The organism is Halomonas sp. Ps84H-12, from assembly GCF_024124725.1.
GTDB lineage: Bacteria > Pseudomonadota > Gammaproteobacteria > Pseudomonadales > Halomonadaceae > Vreelandella > Vreelandella aquamarina.
This window is the reverse complement of the sequence record NZ_JAMXSJ010000022.1, coordinates 54504-69075: the sequence shown is the minus strand read 5'-3', so window position 1 is coordinate 69075 and position 14572 is coordinate 54504. Positions and strand designations below refer to the sequence as shown.

General features: G+C 53.9%; 14 protein-coding genes and 2 rRNA genes. 10 read left to right on the top strand and 6 right to left on the bottom strand.

Translation table 11 applies throughout. The annotated features are described in order from the left end of the window. Nucleotides 1–92: ribosomal RNA gene (locus tag NH344_RS11845) — 23S ribosomal RNA — on the top strand; the annotation flags it as partial. 139 nt (nt 93–231) lie between these two features. Further along, a 5S ribosomal RNA gene (gene rrf / locus NH344_RS11840) occupies nt 232–347 on the top strand. A gap of 165 nt (nt 348–512) precedes the next feature. Here rrf and rnk read toward each other — a convergent pair. Continuing rightward, complete coding sequence (gene rnk, locus NH344_RS11835; RefSeq protein WP_054641084.1) at nt 513–926, bottom strand: nucleoside diphosphate kinase regulator; 414 nt, start codon at nt 924–926, stop codon at nt 513–515. 251 nt (nt 927–1177) lie between these two features. Between rnk and rlmM the strand changes: the two genes are divergently transcribed. Beyond that, on the top strand, nt 1178–2245 hold the full coding sequence (gene rlmM / locus NH344_RS11830; RefSeq protein WP_253027950.1) for a 23S rRNA (cytidine(2498)-2'-O)-methyltransferase RlmM: 1068 nt from the start codon (nt 1178–1180) through the stop codon (nt 2243–2245). A 23-nt stretch (nt 2246–2268) separates the two neighbouring features. Here the strand turns inward: rlmM and NH344_RS11825 are convergent, their stop codons facing one another. Next, nucleotides 2269–2556: an antibiotic biosynthesis monooxygenase family protein gene (locus NH344_RS11825; protein WP_044629788.1), complete on the bottom strand. Its 288-nt coding sequence runs from the start codon at nt 2554–2556 to the stop codon at nt 2269–2271. 28 nt (nt 2557–2584) lie between these two features. Between NH344_RS11825 and tusA the strand changes: the two genes are divergently transcribed. Further along, a complete protein-coding gene (gene tusA / locus NH344_RS11820) occupies nt 2585–2836 on the top strand; it encodes a sulfurtransferase TusA (RefSeq protein WP_253027949.1) in 252 nt (83 codons plus the stop codon). 60 nt (nt 2837–2896) lie between these two features. Here the strand turns inward: tusA and NH344_RS11815 are convergent, their stop codons facing one another. Both NH344_RS11815 and NH344_RS11810 read right to left on the bottom strand, forming a co-directional pair. Next, nucleotides 2897–3601, bottom strand: coding sequence for a hypothetical protein (locus NH344_RS11815; protein ID WP_044629786.1), 705 nt, complete (start codon nt 3599–3601; stop codon nt 2897–2899). A 370-nt stretch (nt 3602–3971) separates the two neighbouring features. Continuing rightward, nucleotides 3972–5417 (bottom strand): MATE family efflux transporter, encoded by a 1446-nt coding sequence (locus NH344_RS11810; protein ID WP_253027948.1) that lies wholly within the window; start codon nt 5415–5417, stop codon nt 3972–3974. A 139-nt stretch (nt 5418–5556) separates the two neighbouring features. Here NH344_RS11810 and NH344_RS11805 point away from each other — a divergent pair, with 139 nt between their 5' ends. Then, nucleotides 5557–6135: an elongation factor P hydroxylase gene (locus tag NH344_RS11805; protein ID WP_253027947.1), complete on the top strand. Its 579-nt coding sequence runs from the start codon at nt 5557–5559 to the stop codon at nt 6133–6135. Here the strand turns inward: NH344_RS11805 and NH344_RS11800 are convergent. Next, on the bottom strand, nt 6132–6611 hold the full coding sequence (locus NH344_RS11800; RefSeq protein ID WP_044629783.1) for a hypothetical protein: 480 nt from the start codon (nt 6609–6611) through the stop codon (nt 6132–6134). The two genes, NH344_RS11805 and NH344_RS11800, sit on opposite strands and share 4 nt — an antisense overlap. Before the next feature lie 13 nt (nt 6612–6624). Next, nucleotides 6625–7476, bottom strand: coding sequence for a TatD family hydrolase (locus tag NH344_RS11795; protein WP_253027946.1), 852 nt, complete (start codon nt 7474–7476; stop codon nt 6625–6627). Nucleotides 7477–7698: 222 nt separating this feature from the next. Here NH344_RS11795 and NH344_RS11790 point away from each other — a divergent pair, with 222 nt between their 5' ends. The 5 genes from NH344_RS11790 to NH344_RS11770 are packed head-to-tail and all read left to right on the top strand — an operon-like array spanning nt 7699 to nt 14572. Next, entirely contained in the window at nt 7699–8928 is a 1230-nt protein-coding gene (locus NH344_RS11790) for an ABC transporter substrate-binding protein (protein WP_253027945.1), read from the top strand. 43 nt (nt 8929–8971) lie between these two features. Next, nucleotides 8972–10519, top strand: a complete 1548-nt coding sequence (locus NH344_RS11785; protein ID WP_253027944.1) for a fatty acyl-CoA synthetase — start codon at nt 8972–8974, stop codon at nt 10517–10519. Continuing rightward, nucleotides 10519–11661 carry an acyl-CoA dehydrogenase family protein gene (locus NH344_RS11780; RefSeq protein WP_253027943.1) on the top strand — a complete coding sequence of 381 codons (1143 nt, stop codon included), beginning with the start codon at nt 10519–10521 and terminating at the stop codon, nt 11659–11661. Before NH344_RS11785 ends, NH344_RS11780 begins: the two co-directional genes overlap by 1 nt. A 35-nt stretch (nt 11662–11696) precedes the next feature. Further along, nucleotides 11697–12881 carry a beta-ketothiolase BktB gene (gene bktB / locus NH344_RS11775; RefSeq protein WP_253027942.1) on the top strand — a complete coding sequence of 395 codons (1185 nt, stop codon included), beginning with the start codon at nt 11697–11699 and terminating at the stop codon, nt 12879–12881. A gap of 38 nt (nt 12882–12919) precedes the next feature. Further along, nucleotides 12920–14572 (top strand): fatty acid--CoA ligase, encoded by a 1653-nt coding sequence (locus NH344_RS11770; RefSeq protein ID WP_253027941.1) that lies wholly within the window; start codon nt 12920–12922, stop codon nt 14570–14572.

The window sequence follows — 14572 nt, the reverse complement described above, 5'->3', positions numbered from 1 at the left end:
GCCCAGCGAGACCAGCTGGTTGATAGGCACGGTGTGGAAGCGCTGCAAGGCGTTGAGCTAACGTGTACTAATGGCCCGTGAGGCTTGACCCTATAACACCCAAGGGGTCTGGTCGCAGTGATAACGATGAGTGTGAAAACACTCGGATAACCGGATACGTGTACTGAGCCGATCAAACGGCTTGGTAAGAGACGCACACAAAACACAGCATGGTATGCATTTACAGTTACGCCTGACGACCATAGCACGCGTGAACCACCTGATCCCATGCCGAACTCAGCAGTGAAACCGCTTAGCGCCGATGGTAGTGTGGGGTCTCCCCATGCGAGAGTAGGTCATCGTCAGGCACTTATACCGCAAAAAACCCAGCCGTTTGGCTGGGTTTTTTGTTGCGCCGAAGAAAAGCCCCGAACACAGCATGTTCGGGGCTTTTTGCTGTGGGCATGCTCCGTCCGGGGGGATCGGCAATAAAAAGCCGCCCGTTAGGGGCGGCTAAATAGGTTACTAAACGATTAGCGGTGGTACTGTTTCTCGCGTTCAGGCTGCCATAGAATGGCGTCTACCCGTAAACGGGTTGCCTGTTGGTTAGGCAGTGGCCAATCGATAGTATCGCCTACCTTCACACCTAAAAGACTAGCACCGATGGGGGCCATAATGGAGATGGCATCTTCGGTGTTACCGAGAGAGTGCGGGTAAACCAGTGTACGTACCATCTGCTGATTACGGGTGAGATCGGTAAACTGAATTTGGCTATTCATGCTCACAACGTTATCAGGAATCTCTTCGGGATTGACTATTTCCCCGTGACTAAGCTCATCTTGTAACAGCTCAGCCACCATTTGATCCTTTTCAGTCGCTGCATCAATCAGGCGCTGCAAGCGGTCTGCATCAAGCCGATTGATTATAAGGGGAGGTCGCTGCCCCATGATGCTCTCCTTGGCAAACGCAGTAGCAAAAGGCTGGTTGCGTCGTTATACAAATGGTGTTGAATGACATAAAAAAAGCCCTCTCCATAAAGAAAGGACTGTCAAGATATCAAGCTAGTAGTGTACGACACTTCGAACGAAAAGACGACGCGCTTAGAGTGAGGTGCGCATAAAGTGCTATGATGCAGGCCGCTACGCGAGCAAGCTGTTATATCGCGTTTATGGGTTGCAGATTATGTTAGAGGTGAAAGGTGAGTGACACGGTACCCACGTCATGGCTTGTTTACTGCCGGCCAGGTTTTGAACACGATGCGTTGGCAGAGATGCAGCACCATGCGAAGCAACAGGGGGTCCCCTGTGAGCCGATGCAAGGTGAAGGCTGGGTAAGTTTAACGCGCCATGATGGCGAGGCGATAAATGATTTACACCGTCAGGCAGCCTTTAAACGGCTCATATTTGCGAGGCAAAGTTTAGCAGCGCTGCCCGCGTTGACCCTGTCTCGGGATGATCGGCTTACGGCGATTTTAGATCAGGTCAAAGCAAGCCGCTGGAGCTTTGAAGAAATTTGGCACGAAACGCCGGATACTAATGATGGCAAAGCGCTAGCCGGATTAATTAAAGCGCTGACAAAACCTCTTCAGAGTATGTTGAAAAAGCGTGGTGCATTACGGGGTAAGGCGGGGGCTCGCCGCTTGCATATTTTTTGGACAGACGGTGATCGTGTGCAGCTAGGCATGAGCTTTCCCGATAACCGCAGTGAGTTAATTAACGGAATTCGTCGCCTGCGTTTTCCATCCAGAGCACCTAGCCGTTCAACGTTGAAGCTCGAAGAAGCCTGGCACGAGTTTATCCCCCGAGGAGAGTGGGACGAGCGCCTAGCTACGCATATGCAGGCGGCTGATTTAGGCGCAGCGCCAGGTGGCTGGACATGGCAGCTTGTGCAGCGCGGTATGTATGTCTATGCCATCGATAACGGCCCAATGGACAAACAGCTCATGGCCACCGGGCAGATCGATCACCTACGTGAAGATGGCTTTACCTGGGAGCCGCCCCAGCGTTTGGACTGGCTGGTGTGTGACATCGTCGACAAGCCAGTGCGGGTCTTGGCCATGGTTGAGCGCTGGCTGACGCGCAAGTGGTGCCGGGAGGCCATTTTTAACCTCAAGCTGCCGATGAAAAAGCGCTGGGATGAAGTAACTCGCTGTTTGGCAACGCTAGAAGAAGCGTTAGCGACAGCGGGCGTAGGGGCCACTATTCGTTGTCGCCACCTCTACCATGATCGGGAAGAGGTGACGGTATACGTTAGGCTGGCTCACTAACCTGGGCAGGTATCCGCCGCTGGCTAGTAGCCTGGCTCATAAATGCGGATGGTTTCGTCTTCGGTAAGTAGCGGTAAAATACGCTGCATTGCCATGGCGCGCTCTTCACTGGCGTGCCACTCTTTCCAAGCGCGCAAGTCGCGCCATTTGGTAATCATTAAACGGCGGTCTGTGTGGCCAAGCTCAACCAAGGTTTCACCACCAACGAAGCCTCTAACGCCCAGTGACACACGCATTGCTTCGCGCGCTGCTTGTTCATATTCGTCCTCTAAACCGGGCATAATGCGCCGTTCAATGATGATTTTTATCATAGTGTCTGTTTCCTAACCGAGAGAGTCGATGACTGATAATACCGATGACCACAACGCGTTTAACGCTGAACTAGATACCACCGGGCTGTATTGCCCTGAGCCTATTATGCTGATGCATAATAAAGTCCGTGATATGACGGCAGGCCAAGTATTGAAGGTCGTGGCAACCGACCCTGCGACTACGCGCGATGTGCCAAAATTTTGTCAATTTTTAGGGCACGAGCTGATAGATAAAAATATCGCAGACGATCAGTACGTCTACTTTATCCGCTTAGCGTGATCTTGTGGAGCCAAAGCAAGGCGCTCAACGACTAAGGGTGTAGCGCCTTGCCTATTATCGCTAAGCGTGATCACTACTCGGCACTACCATCATGGCGAGTGCCTCAAGCGTGGCTGGATCCTCTTCCAGAATGCGATTAGCAATATGGCGTTGGAAGAAATAGACGGTTTGATGCCGAGAATGCGCGTCGTACAAGCACTTGTCGCCCAGTAAAATGGGGGTCATGGTGGCTTTTTGCTCGTCTGCCACCATTGCTTCTATGCTGCCATCACTATACAGCCGCCATCCGTACACAGGCTTCATGTGCCATGGCGCATTAGGGTGGTTCATGCAGAGTGCATGTGTGCCCAAAGTATCAGGAAGCTGTTGAATCAGCGTAATTTCGCTAGAAGCCTCATACTCAAAATAGCTGGCAGCGGCGTTTAGCTCATCGTACTTATGGTCAGGGGGAAGCTCGAAAATTTCGTCGGTTTCAGGGTCTCGGTAGCCGACGAAGAAACCACTTTCATGGCTATCCAGCTCATGGCAGGCCGCCAGCGACTCCATCCAAGGAACAAGCCCCACAACGTTGCCATCTTCCCTAAGCCCCCAGGCAAGAATGGGCAGGCCGTAGTAGGTGTCGGGACTCGCAGCGAGCTGGTAGACCATCTCTAAGCCATCTAGCTCTGGTGCTAAACGAACTAAACACTTTCGCGCCTGCTGACGCTGACGCACGGTTTCCAGGTCGATGACCTGGGCAGAGCGAGTTGACAGGGGTGCGCCCATGGTGTCCCTCCTTGTACTGCGTGGTCACGACATTGGCAGACAGTGAACACCGCCTGCCGCTACCTTCACCAATAGCACAGCTTGAGCGCCAGGTTAAGCGTAAACATGGTTTTTAATCGACATCACAGGCAGAAAATGCCCTTTTAGTTGCTGGCGCTCCTCCAAAGCATTCTGAAATTGTAGCCAAGGTGCCTCAGGGTTACTCATAGAGAGCCACGAAGTTTGATAGACCGTAATAGCCTCAGGGGAGGAAATAGGGTGAACGTCAATTAATTGATTGACGTGGGTCAGCCACTGTTCAGACTGCTGCGCCAGGCTTGGTCGGCGCTGTTGTCACCACATCCCACCAGAAATAGGCTCGCCGAAGCGGCTAGCCACTTGCCGTAACGTTGCTTGGGGACTCCTGTTGGCTGATCGTTTTTAATCGCCAAGCCAGCAATATAGCGGCTGTGCTGAGACCAGCAATCAGCCCAATCCAGTAACCGTGTACACCCATTGGTTCAGACACACCTCCCAAGCCATAGGTTCCTAACCAGTGGCCGCCCCCTAAGCCCACAATCCAATAAGAGAGCACGGTGATGACCATGACGATGCGCGTGTCTTTATAGCCGCGTAGTGCCCCTGCCAAATTCACCTGCAAAGAATCCGACAGCTGAAAAACAACCGCTAACGCGATAATGGTTAATGCTAATGCCTGGATCTCAGTATTGGATGTGTAGAGTGAAATCACCGGAGCGGCCGTAAACCATAATAGCGTGCTGTTGATAGCCGCGACGATAATGCTAATCGTAATGCCATTCCAGGCAACTTTACGTGCCATGGCTAAGCGTCGCTGGCCCAGCGTATTACCTACTCGAACGGTCAACGCCATGCTTAACGACATGGGCAGCATAAACAGAATGGTGGTGTAACTGAGGGCGATTTGGTGCGCACCTACAGTAACTTCTCCAAAGCTGGCTATAAACAGCGCGATCAGAGTAAATAGAGTGACTTCAACAAAAATCGCGACGCCGATAGGCACACCCACCACCACAAGTTCACGAATGCCCGCCCATTGTGGCGGCGTAAGCTGCTCCCAAAGTGAAACGCTGCGGTAGGTGTTTCCGCGCCTTGTATAAAGCGCCATCGCGATGGCCATTGTCCACATCGAAATAGCGGTGGCAATACCGCAGCCAAAAGCCCCCAGCGCCGGTAGCTGTTGCAAGCTATTAGGGATGCCAGCACCCAATAGATTGACTAGGCCATCACCACCGTAAATGAGCAAATAGTTAAAGGGGATGTTAACGGCAAGGCCCACAAGGCTGATCCAGAGAGCAGGGCGAGTATGATTCATGCCATCTGAAAAGGCGCGTAACGCTTGAAAAAGCGCGATCCCAGGCATTCCAAAAGCAACGGCGCTTAGATAAGCCGCCGACTCCTGTGCAACACCAGGAGGAACGTTCATCAGTTCAAAAATAGGTGTAACGGCGACCCATAATAAACCTGCGGCAATGATGCCTAATGCCAACGCCACCCAAAGGGCTTGATGTACGGCTGGGCGTATATCGTTATTGCGCTGGCCGCCTAATAAGTGCGCCACGATCGGCGTTAGCCCCATCAGCGTGCCGGTCATAAACAGCATCAGCGGCATCCATAAGCTTGAGCCCACTGATACGGCGGCTAAGTCCGTTGCGTTGTGTCTACCTGTCATCATGACATCGACAACGCTCATGCCCGCCTGGGCTAGCTGAGCGCCGCAAATAGGCAAGGCCAGCGCAACAAGTGTGCGAGTTTCTGGCCAATAGATGGATTTGATATCGCTAGTAAAGCCGCCCAAGGTATGGCTCCCCTTTAGCCAAGAGACCTAAGAAAGGCCGATAGAGTAGCAGGAGTCGCTGCGCTTTGCTGTCTCCTCTTTAGCTGGCTAAGCCACAGCGGGTATACTGCGCGAAATGCATGGGAAAAGTGGCAAGATAGTGATTGAAGAGCAAGAGCGTTGGACCCTGGGCGATATTATGGCGCTGTTTGATGGCGTCTTTGCGGCGCATTACCAGACGCGTTTGATAAAAGGAGGCGATGAGCCGCTGTATCGACCAGCCACCGATCAAACGCCTTATCATCAGGTCATTTTTGCGCGTGGTTACTTTGCCAGTGCGCTACATGAAATCAGCCATTGGTGTATTGCGGGCAAAGAAAGGCGACTGTTAGAAGATTATGGCTATTGGTACTTGCCCGATGGCCGTAACGCCCAAGAGCAGCAAGCATTCGAAAATGCTGAAATTGCTCCTCAGGCGCTGGAACAGCTATTCACCCAGGCCTGCGGGCGTACCTTCCACGTGAGCGTGGATAACCTAGGGGGCGAAGTAGAGGTAGATCGAGATGCCTTTGCGCAGAGAGTCGCTGCCCGGGCGCAGCGCTATTTAGCAGAAGGGTTGCCGCAACGCGCCAATGCGTTTTACTTAGCCTTGGCGCGCTACTATCAGCAGGGCGATACGTTGGAACAGGCAATAGCCGCAGGCAGAGCGCTGCTAGCAGCCACTGAAGTTAGCGCTTAATCTTTTTCATTAAGCTGTTGGTGCAACGTGAGCATCACCTTAACTTCGTGCTCTGGACGCATTGGCTCTAAGCCCAAGTCGTTAAACATCTCGCTACGTAGGCGGTGCCATTCACTAGAGCTGATCTGATCGTAAAGTACCCCTGCGGGTGCCAGCTCTACAAAAGGGTCCAGGCCGTAGGTGTCAAACAAACGCGCCAGCGCGGCCTCATCTTCGCCGTTATCGCTGGTGTATAGCGTGGCAGAGAAGTGGTCGTTCTCTAATTCACGAATCACATCTAGAGGGCTGACGCCTAGGCTCTCTAACTCCTCAATGCTGTAAGCGCCCATCACATTGCTATCTTCGGTGATCCAGCTGTCGTCCGGCTGGATCAGCGTTTGTTTGATTCGCCCGTCGGGTAACGACCACGCAATAGAGAGCGGCAAGCCATTATCTTCGCCTATTTCAATGGCAATAAATCCAGGATAGTCAGCCACGCAGTTGCTCCTTTTAAGCGTCCGCTTCAATTCGGAAAAAATGCTGGGCGGTGCGAGTGGTCGCCGCGCCAAGCTCGGTATCACTCACGTCATGCCAGCGGGCTATTTCTTTAACAATCCAGGGCAGTAGCGCTGGTTCGTGGCGGCGTCCCTTCAATTTAGCAGGCAAATTGCGGGGCAGTAGGTAAGGGCAGTCGGTTTCTACCATCAGGCGGTCTAGCGGTATATCGCGCACCATGTCGCGCAGGTGATGGCCTCTGCGCTCATCGCATATCCAGCCCGTCAAACCAATGTGCAGGTCTAAATCAAGATAGCCATGCAGCGCCTCTTGGTCTGCCGTAAAGCAGTGTATAACCGCCTGGCTAATATCATTTCGCCAACTGCGCAGTATGTCTTGCATTCGCTTGCCAGCATCCCGCTCATGCAAAAACAGCGGCAGGCCGCTTTCTGCTGCCAGAGCCAACTGCGCCTCGAACGCACGCTCCTGCTGCTCTGGGGTTGAAAAGTTGCGATTAAAATCTAACCCGCACTCGCCAACCGCCACAACCTCCGGCATACGGTAAAGCTGCCGCATTTCTTGGGCGACCGTGTCATTCCACCCACTGGCATCATGGGGATGAACGCCCGCCGTTGCGTAGACCCCCGCGTACTGCTGCGCCATTTGCACGGCCTGCTTAGCGTGGGCGACATCGGTGCCGGTCACGATAAGCGTCGTGACATTGGCCGCCTTGGCCCGCGCCAGCACGTCACCCAGGTCGCGCTGAAAACTTTCGTGGGTCAAATTCGCGCCAATATCCACTAAAGGCGTCGAAGGGCGAAATTGCAGTGCTTCGGGTAAAAACGTATCGGCCTCAGTGCTTGCCAAACTGTATTCCTCCGCCATGTCTCATTAGCGCTATTGTAACGCTGGCGGCCCACAACCACTAATGCTCCTACCGTTCACATACAGTACGAATGGCACGAATTGCAAAAAAACTGGCTTGTTAGGTAAACAGAAGCCGAGTGTTTACTTTTACTATGCAGGTGGTTCATCGCATAAATGCACAGTAAATACTGGCTTAATAACAACAATAGACAGGTATATATCATGCAGCTATCACGTCGCTTCGCAATGACAGCACTATCCGCAGTGGTGCTTACAGCGGTCTACGTGCCTCAAGTAACGGCCAATGAAGGCATCTCTGATAATGAGATTCGGATTGGCTATTTGGCTGATATGTCAGGCGTTTACCGTGACCCCATCGGCCCGCTTGGCGAAGATGCCATTCATATGGCGATAGAAGATGTTGGCGGTAGCGTGCAGGGTGCCAATATCGTTGTCTTTAGTGCCGATGACCGAAATAGTCCCGATGTCGGCTCTAGCGTCGTACGTGAATGGATCGATGAGCGCAAAGTCGACATGGTCTCAGGCTTGGTGGCGTCATCGGTCACATTAGCGGCAGTAAGTTTGTTGCAAGAGGCCGATAAGCTGGGCCTAGTGAATGGCGCGGTTTCATCCGGTGTTACCAATGAGCACTGCTCGCCTAATCATATCCACTGGGTTTACGACACCTGGGCAATGTCCAATGGTACCGCCAAAGCGATTACGCAAGAGGGCTATAAAAACTGGTACCTACTCAGCGCTGACTACTCTTTTGGGCATGCGCTAGAAGCGGACGTTGAACGTGTAGTGACTGAAAATGGCGGAACCATTGTAGGCCGCGCTCGCCATCCATTCCCCAATAACGATTTCTCATCGTTCATGTTACAAGCGCAAGCCTCTGGAGCGGATGTCATTGCCTTAAACAATGCCGGTGGCGACACCATTAACGCCGTACAAACAGCGGGTGAGTTTGGTATTACGCAGGCCGGTCAGGTGCTGGCAGGTATGGTGCTGTTTAGTACCGATATCCGCAGTATTGGTCTTGAGAATGCGCAAGGACTTCAGTTTACCAAGGCCTGGTATTACGACCTTAACGAAGAGACCCGGGCCTGGGCAGAACGTTTTCGTGAGCGCACAGGCAGCATGCCGACCATGGTTCACGCCGGGATTTATTCCAGCACGCGCCACTATCTAGAGGCCATTGCAGCGGTGGGTACCGACGATACACAGACGGTGCGACAGCAGATGGCCGAGACGCCGATTAACGATATTTTTGCCAAAAATGGCTATATCCGTGAAGACGGCCGTATGGTGCATGATATGTATCTCGTCGAAGTGAAAACGCCAGAAGAGTCGGCCGATGCAGATGACCTTTTCCGCGTCGTGCGCACTATCCCAGCAGAGGAAGCGTTCCGGCCGCTGTCAGAAAGTGTCTGTCCATTGGTAACGGGTTAATTCATCGCTGAAGCCTTTTAGACCATAACAACAAGGACTTAGCATGACGCTTACCAACTCTATCCACCGTAATACCATTGGCGCTGCGCTTAACCGCAGCGCTCGCAAATACCCCCAGCAGCTTGCGCTTCGCTTTGCTGACCGTTCATGGAGCTATCAAGCCCTCAACTTGGCCGCTAACCAAGTGGCTAACGCTCTTTTAGAGGCGGGGCTTGTCCCGGGTGACCGACTAGCGGTATACGGAAAAAACTCAGACGCCTATGTGATTGCTTGGCTGGCAGCGGTTAAGGCTGGGCTGGTGCATGTCCCGGTCAACTTTGCCCTGAGCAGTGAGGAGCTTGGCTACATTTTGCAGCAGTCAGGCGCCAAGGGAGTGCTGAGTGACGCCTCACTTGCTGACAAAGTGCGCGAGGCCACTCAGTCAATCACACTGACGGTGAATGGCACCTTGCATGCTGTTGAGCCTAGCACCTTCGACGTATTAGCCAGCGTTGGGTCGTCCCACTCCAGGAATGAGCCCGACGTGGCGCTAGAGGGGAGTAGCCTTGCCCAGCTGCTCTACACCTCGGGTACGACCGCCGCGCCCAAGGCCGCGATGATGAGCCATCAGGCGTTAATGGCAGAGTATATGGCGTGCATGGTAGAGCTGGATATTAAAAGCAGTGAGGCGATGTTGGCCGCGTTGCCGCTTTACCACTCGGCACAAATGCACGTGTTTTTGATGCCCGCGTTACTGCTTGGTGCCCCGGTTATTCTCCTGGAAGCGCCAATGCCAGACAGCTGCTTAGCCGCCATTGCTCAGCACCAGATTACCTCATTTTTTGCACCGCCGACGGTATGGATTAGCCTCTTACGCCATCCGCAGTTCGGCCAGCACGACCTCTCTACCCTGAAAAAAGCCTATTACGGTGCCTCTATTATGCCGGTGCCAGTACTTGAAGAAATGCAGCAGCGCTTTACCGGTGTCGGGCTGTACAACTGCTACGGTCAAAGCGAAATAGCCCCCCTAGCGACCGTCCTGCGACCAGAAGAGCATGCAGAGCGCCCGGCATCGGCGGGCCGCCCGATCCTCACCGTAGAGACGCGTATTGTTGATTTAGAGGGAAACGATGTTGCCCCCGGTGAACACGGTGAAATTGTTCATCGCTCGCCGCAACTCATGGTGGGTTACTGGGATAAGCCCGAGATGACCGCTGAAGCGTTTCAAGGCGGTTGGTTTCACTCAGGCGATGTGGGGTATGTCGACGAGGCAGGTTATTTATACATTGTTGATCGCATTAAAGACGTGATTAACACCGGCGGTGTGTTGGTGGCCAGCCGCGAAGTGGAAGAGGCGCTGTTTAAGCACGCGGCGATTGCTGAGGTCGCCGTGATAGGCCTTCCGGATGAGAAGTGGATTGAAGCGATTACGGCAGTGGTGGTGCTGAAAGAGGGGCAGGAGGCGAGCGAGCAGGAACTGATTCATCACACCAAAAGCATTGTGGCGCCCTATAAAGTGCCTAAACGGATAGTCTTTACTGACGCGTTGCCTAAAAGCACGGCAGGGAAAATTTTAAAGCGCCACCTGCGCCAAGAGTTTAAGGAGTCATGATGGACGAGCAGACACACGCGCTTTTTCACACCATGATTACCCGCTGCTTAGCACAGGAAGTGGCGCCGTTTTACCCGCAGTGGGAGGACGCAGGAGAAATACCGCGTTCTTTATGGAAGGCGCTGGGTGCCGCTGGACTGTTAGGCATTGATCTAGAGGAAGCGTATGGCGGTTCAGGGGCCGACATTGCTGTCACCCAGCTCGCGCTGGAGGAGATATCTCGCCAAGGTTTTGGTGGCCTTGCCAGTGCCTACAACATTCACGCCAATATCGTCATGCCCTATGTGCAGAGCTTGGGGTCGCCTGAACAGAAAGAGACATGGCTGCCGCGCATGGCGCAAGGTGATTGCTTAGGAGCGATTGCCATGAGCGAACCCCACGCAGGCAGTGATTTAGCGGCGATGAAAACCCGAGCCACGCGTATAGACGATGGTTGGCTGCTCAACGGTAGCAAACTGTTCATCACCAATGGTCAGGTAGCCGACCTGGTTATCGTGTGCGCGAAAACAGACCCCTACGCTGGCGCAAAAGGGGTTTCGCTGTTTTTAGTGGACACCACGTTGCCCGGCTTTTCTCGTGGTAAGCCGATCAAAAAAATTGGCCAGCACGCTAGCGACACGGCGGAGCTGGCTTTTGATCAACTGAAACTGCCTGCTAATGCGCTATTAGGTGAAGAGGGCGAAGGGTTTCGCTACCTCATGCAAGAGCTGCCCCGGGAGCGTTTGGGCGTGGGTGCCCAAGCTTTGGGGGCGATAGAAGGTGCGCTAGCGCTAACGCTTGAGTACGTCAGCCAGCGGGAAGCCTTTGGCCAGCGAATCGCCGACTTTCAAAATACCCGCTTTACGCTGGCGCAGATTAAAGCCCAGCTTGAAATGGCAAGAGCCTATTTTGAACAGTGTGTCGAACGGTACCGACAAGGCACCATGAGTAGCACCGATGCGGCTATTCTCAAGTTACAGCTGAGCGAACTGCAGTGCCATGCGATTGATCGCTGCTTGCAGCTGTTTGGTGGCTACGGCTACACCCAGGAGTACCCCATTTCACGATTTTATCTGGATGCACGGGTACAAACGATTTACGCCGGCAGCTCCGAGATCATGAAAGAGGTGATCGCGCGTTCGCTGCTGGGCAAGGCCCCGTAATGCAATGGCCTGAGTATTGTTAACAAGGAGCATATATGCAGCTGGATAGCGTAGTCATTGTGGGTGGTGCACGCACGGCCATCGGCGCTTTTGGTGGGGCGCTGTCATCCTTTGCCCCGCATGAGCTAGGTACCCTTACGGCCATAGAAGCGCTGCGCCGAGCAGGGGTGGAGGGCAATGACATTGACCACTCTGTGTACGGTCATATTATCACCACCGGCCCTGAAGATGCCTATTTGGCCCGCCATATTGCGCTCAATGCAGGTGTACCAAAAGAAGCCGGTGCCTTTAATGTCAATCGGCTGTGCGGCTCCGGTGTGCAAGCAGTGGTGTCAGCTGCGCAGCAAATTGCCTTAGGCGACAGCCGACTTGCCTTAGCAGGCGGTGCCGAAACCATGTCCCGTGGTGCCTATGTGTTAGCCCCCCAGGCGCGTAATGGCATCCGTATGGGGGATTGCTCCATTCAAGATTTAACCCTTGGCGTGCTTAGCGACCCGTTCGGCAGTGGCCATATGGGGATTACCGCTGAAAATATTGCTCAGCAGTACGGGCTGAGTCGCGAGCAGTTGGATCAGTTCGCCCTCGATAGCCACCAAAAAGCAGCGCGGGCTATATCAGAAGGGCGTTTTGATACTCAAATTGTTCCAGTTGGGGTGACGAAGGGGAAGCAAACGCTGACCTTTGCTCGTGATGAGCATGTCCGCGAGGGCGTTGAACTTGGCGATTTAGCGCGTCTGAAACCTGCGTTCAAACGCGATGGCGTGGTCACGGCTGGCAACGCCTCGGGTATTAATGATGGCGCGGCAACGCTGGTCTTGGCTCATGCCGAAGAGGCACAGGCGCGTGGGCTAACGGTACGTGCTCGGCTGCGGGTGGCCACCACGGCGGGGGTCGAACCATCGTTAATGGGGTTAGGGCCTATTCCCGCAGTCAAGCGCTGCCTTCAGCAGGCAGGGCTTACGATCAACAATATCGATGTGATTGAATCCAATGAAGCGTTTGCGGCCCAAGCGATGGCGGTGGCATCGACGCTTGGTTTTCCATTGGAAAAGTTAAATCCCAATGGCGGGGCGGTTGCTCTTGGCCACCCCGTGGGGGCGACAGGCGCTATCTTAATCTTGAAAGCGCTGCATGAGCTGGAGCGTATTCAGGGGCGCTATGGGCTTATTACGCTCTGCATTGGCGGTGGGCAAGGTATCGCGCTATTGATCGAGCGCTAAGCCACCCAGGTATCTAACAACAATCAAAGGTATGTCTTATGTCGACGATAACGCCAAAACTGCTTCCTTCTACGTCCTCTGCCACCAACCCTCCCATGCTGATCAAGGATCTGCTGGAGTCCGGTGTGCGCATGGCGGGCAACAATCAAATTGTGTATCGCGATCAAAGCCGTCACGACTACCGCCGATTTCAAGAGCGGGTCCATCAGTTGGCCCACCTACTGACCTCACAGGGCGTTCAGGCTGGAGACGTGGTGGCCGTACTGGATTGGGACAGCCACCGTTATTTGGAGTGCTTTTTCGCCATCCCCATGATTGGTGCGGTGCTGCATACGGTGAACGTCCGTTTAGCACCCGAACAGATTCTTTACACCATGGAGCACGCAGAAGATGTCTTTGTGCTGGTGCATGAAGACTTTGTGCCCCTGCTGGAACCGCTAGCGCATCAACTGCCTAACATTCGCGGTTACCTACTCTGCCAGGAAGCACCGCAGGAGGTGGCTACGCCGCTACCCCTGGTGGGGGAGTTTGAAACGCTGCTGGCTGAGCAACCAAGCCACTACGACTTCCCCTCTTTTGATGAAAATGGCGTGGCCACGCTGTTCTACACCACCGGCACAACGGGTAATCCTAAAGGGGTGTTTTTTACCCACCGACAGCTTGTGTTGCACACGTTAGGCGAGGCCAGCACGTTTCAAGCCCCCGGTTTTGAGCTGCTGAACCGAGATAAGGTGTATATGCCCATTACGCCGATGTTCCACGTTCACGCCTGGGGAGTCCCTTATACGGCTACGCTGTTAGGGGCGACCCAGGTGTATCCGGGCAAATACGAGCCTGAGATGCTGGTGAAGCTGCTGGTCAGCGAAAAGGTCGACTTTTCTCACTGCGTGCCGACGCTGCTTAATATGGTCGTTAGTGCCGAGGCGATAGCGTCGAAGAAGGTGGATTTAACCGGTTGGAAAGTCTTGGTCGGCGGCAGCGCACTGACTCAGGCATTGGCAAGTCGTGCCTGGGCGTTGGGGGTCGATACCCGCAGTGCTTATGGTATGTCGGAAACGTGCCCGCTGCTCACGGCTGATATTTTACCCAAAGAGGTCGCCGAAGCTGATTTTGAAAGCCAGTTGCCGTGGCGCTGTAAAGCAGGGCTACCGGTGCCGTTTGTAAGGCTGCAGGTGGTCGATGTTGACGGACAGCCGCTCCCCCACGATGGCAAAAGCGTCGGGGAGGTGCGTGTCCAAGCCCCGTGGTTAACTCAGGCTTACTATAAAGAAGAAGCGCGTAGTGAGGAGCTGTGGCGAGATGGCTGGCTGCATACCGGAGATGTGGGTTCTCTGGATGAGCATGGTTTCCTAGCGATTAGCGACCGTATTAAAGATGTAATTAAAACTGGCGGCGAGTGGCTGTCCTCATTGGAGCTGGAAAGTTATATCAGCCAGTGTCCGGGTGTTGCCGAAGTGGCGGTGATAGGCGTGGCAGATGATAAGTGGGGAGAGCGCCCGGCCGCGCTGGTGGTGCCCAGTGATCTCAAACAGCCGCCTACCGTAGAGGCTATTCAGGGCTTTATGGAACAGTTTGTGGCGCAAGGTAAACTCAACCGTTGGGGCGTTCCCTCTCTGATTCGTATCGTCGATGAAATCCCCAAAACCAGCGTCGGCAAGCTAGATAAAAAGCGCATTCGTACCGAGATATAA

What these genes read in the sequence shown, in the direction of transcription:
- NH344_RS11815 (WP_044629786.1), bottom strand. Translation starts at nt 3,601, where the DNA reads ATGGGCGCACCCCTGTCAACTCGCTCTGCCCAGGTCATCGACCTGGAA.
- NH344_RS11785 (WP_253027944.1), top strand. Translation starts at nt 8,972, where the DNA reads ATGACGCTTACCAACTCTATCCACCGTAATACCATTGGCGCTGCGCTT.
- bktB (WP_253027942.1), top strand. Translation starts at nt 11,697, where the DNA reads ATGCAGCTGGATAGCGTAGTCATTGTGGGTGGTGCACGCACGGCCATC.
- NH344_RS11825 (WP_044629788.1), bottom strand. Translation starts at nt 2,556, where the DNA reads ATGATAAAAATCATCATTGAACGGCGCATTATGCCCGGTTTAGAGGAC.
- tusA (WP_253027949.1), top strand. Translation starts at nt 2,585, where the DNA reads ATGACTGATAATACCGATGACCACAACGCGTTTAACGCTGAACTAGAT.
- NH344_RS11790 (WP_253027945.1), top strand. Translation starts at nt 7,699, where the DNA reads ATGCAGCTATCACGTCGCTTCGCAATGACAGCACTATCCGCAGTGGTG.
- NH344_RS11780 (WP_253027943.1), top strand. Translation starts at nt 10,519, where the DNA reads ATGGACGAGCAGACACACGCGCTTTTTCACACCATGATTACCCGCTGC.
- NH344_RS11770 (WP_253027941.1), top strand. Translation starts at nt 12,920, where the DNA reads ATGTCGACGATAACGCCAAAACTGCTTCCTTCTACGTCCTCTGCCACC.
- rnk (WP_054641084.1), bottom strand. Translation starts at nt 926, where the DNA reads ATGGGGCAGCGACCTCCCCTTATAATCAATCGGCTTGATGCAGACCGC.